The organism is Mesorhizobium sp. M2A.F.Ca.ET.042.01.1.1 (assembly GCF_003997405.1).
GTDB lineage: Bacteria > Pseudomonadota > Alphaproteobacteria > Rhizobiales > Rhizobiaceae > Mesorhizobium.
In genome coordinates this window covers 1-2,270 of sequence record NZ_RZRX01000482.1, presented here as the reverse complement: position 1 = coordinate 2,270, position 2,270 = coordinate 1, and the positions used below count along the sequence as shown (strand labels likewise).

The 2,270-nt window shown below is 64.9% G+C and carries 4 protein-coding genes; 3 read left to right on the top strand and 1 reads right to left on the bottom strand.

The features are described 5' to 3' along the window. From EOA23_RS33985 to EOA23_RS33975, 3 genes are all read left to right on the top strand, one after another. Nucleotides 1–197, top strand: a 197-nt coding sequence (locus EOA23_RS33985) for a F0F1 ATP synthase subunit C (protein WP_127307254.1), incomplete at its 5' end; no start/stop codon positions are given. Between the two features lie 61 nt (nt 198–258). Continuing rightward, nucleotides 259–840 (top strand): F0F1 ATP synthase subunit B, encoded by a 582-nt coding sequence (locus tag EOA23_RS33980; RefSeq protein WP_042641418.1) that lies wholly within the window; start codon nt 259–261, stop codon nt 838–840. A gap of 11 nt (nt 841–851) precedes the next feature. Continuing rightward, nucleotides 852–1,343 carry a F0F1 ATP synthase subunit B gene (locus EOA23_RS33975; protein ID WP_042641420.1) on the top strand — a complete coding sequence of 164 codons (492 nt, stop codon included), beginning with the start codon at nt 852–854 and terminating at the stop codon, nt 1,341–1,343. A 228-nt stretch (nt 1,344–1,571) separates the two neighbouring features. On the opposite strand, the gene EOA23_RS33970 is transcribed toward EOA23_RS33975, so the two are convergent. Beyond that, on the bottom strand, nt 1,572–2,267 hold the full coding sequence (locus EOA23_RS33970) for a ribonuclease HII (RefSeq protein ID WP_126062273.1): 696 nt from the start codon (nt 2,265–2,267) through the stop codon (nt 1,572–1,574). Nucleotides 2,268–2,270 lie beyond the last annotated feature (3 nt).

Here is a 2,270-nt window from a genome sequence, read left to right as displayed (position 1 = left end):
GCGCTGGTATCGCCTGCATCGGCATGGGCGGCGCCGGCATCGGCCTCGGCAACATCTTCGGCAGCTACCTCTCGGGCGCGCTCCGCAACCCGTCGGCTGCCGACGGCCAGTTCGGCCGCCTGATCTTCGGCTTCGCCGTGACCGAAGCTCTGGGCATCTTCTCGCTCCTGATCGCTCTGCTCCTGGTCTTCAAGTAAGATTGAGAGCTGACGAAAGGGGCCGCATGGTGCGGCCCCGTTCCATGAACAGGGGAATGAGATGTTCGTGACATCTGCCTATGCGCAAGAAACAGCGCCGGCCGCGGCCGAGGGCGATACGCATGCGGGCACTGCCGTGCCTGCCGCGGAGCATGAAGCGTTCCCGCCGTTCGATGCCAAGACCTTCCCGTCGCAGATCCTGTGGCTGGTCATCACCTTCGGGCTCTTCTACCTGTTCCTGAAGCGCGTTGTGATGCCGCGTCTTGGCGGCATCATCGATGTCCGCAACGATCGCATCACCCAGGACCTCGACCATGCCGCAAGGCTGAAGAGCGAGGCGGATGCCGCCGTTGCCGCCTATGAGCAGGAACTGGCGGAGGCCAAGGCCAACGCCAACAAGATCGGCCAGCAGGCAAGCGACGCCGCCAAGGCGGACGCCGAAGGCACGCGCAAGAAGCTCGAGGCCGAGCTCGAGAAGAAGCTTGGCGAGGCCGAGGCGAGCATCGCCTCGATCAAGGCCAAAGCGATGAAGGAAGTCGGCACGATCGCCGAGGATACCACGTCGGCCATCGTCGAGGCGCTTGTCGGCGGCAAGGCCGACAAGTCCGAGATCGCGGCCGCGGTCAAATCCGCGAGCCGGTGAGGAGCGGGATCATGGACGCCACATCACTTGCCACGCTCTGGGCCACCATCGCCCTGATCATCTTCCTCGGCGCCATCATCTATCTGAAGGTGCCGGGCATGCTCACCAAGTCGCTGGACGCCCGCGCGGCCAAGATCAGCGGCGAGCTCGAGGAAGCGCGCAAGCTTCGTGAAGAGGCCCAGCAGCTGCTTGCCCAATACCAGCAGAAGCGCAAGGAAGCCGAGAAGGAGGCCGCCGACATCGTCGCCGCCGCCAAGCGCGAGGCTGAGCTGCTTGCTTCCGAGGCGGCCAAGAAGACCGAGGATTATGTCGCCCGGCGCACCGCGCTTGCCGAGCAGAAGATCAGCCAGGCCGAGCGCGAGGCCGTCAGCGAAGTGCGAGCCTCGGCCGTCGACATCGCCGTCGAAGCCGCCCGCGCCTTGCTTGCCGCCAAGGTCGATGCCAAGGCCGGTGCCGACCTGTTCAAGTCGGCGCTGAATGACGTCAAAGCCAAGCTGAACTGAGCGTGCGTCGAAGCTTCGAAATGAAAGCCGCCTGGGCAACCCGGCGGCTTTTTTGTTTGGCGTGGATAATCTCCCCCCTTGAGGGGGAGATGTCGCCGGAGGTGACAGAGGGGGTCGTCTCACGTAGAGAGCCGACTTCATTTGCTTGTCGCGGAAGGAGGTCGGCGCTTCACGCGGGGCGACCCTCTCTGCCTGCCGGCCATCTCCCCCTCAAGGGGGGAGATTATGCTACTCCAACCCGGCCAAGCTTTCTTCCTCGACCACCTCGGCGCCACCCAGCCTGAACGGCGCGAACGAGGTTCGGTGCAGCCTTGCCACCGGGCCATGCGCCTCGATGGCGGTGCGGTGCCGGACTGTCGCGTAGCCCATATGCACTTCGAAACCGTAGTGTTCATGATGGCCGCCGCAGCCGCACATCATGCGGTCGCGCATCACCTTGGCGACGATCGAGGCGGCGGCAATCGACTGCGAGCGCTGGTCGCCCTTGATCAGCGCCCGGCCTTCGCAGGCGAGGCCTGGCGGAATGTCGCGGCCGTCGGCCAAAGCAAGTTTCGGCTGCAGTGAAAGACCCGCGGCGGCGCGGCGCATCGCCTCGAGACTCGCTTTCAGGATGTTGCTGTTGTCGATGCCTTCGGCGCTGATCGAGGCCATCGAGACGCTGAGCGCCGAGCCAAGGATCTTGAGGAACAACGCCTCGCGCTGCAAATGGGTGAGGCGTTTGGAATCGTCGAGGCCTTCCGGGATATTCGCGGGGTTGAGCACCACCGCCGCAGCCACCACCGGGCCTGCCAGCGGGCCGCGGCCAGCTTCATCCATGCCGGCGACCGGCCACAGCCCGTCGGCCATCGCCTTGGTCTCGATCGAAAAGTCGGGCTTCTCGACCATTTCAAAGAGAAGCGGAGAATCGGAACGCGCGCGAGCCATGGT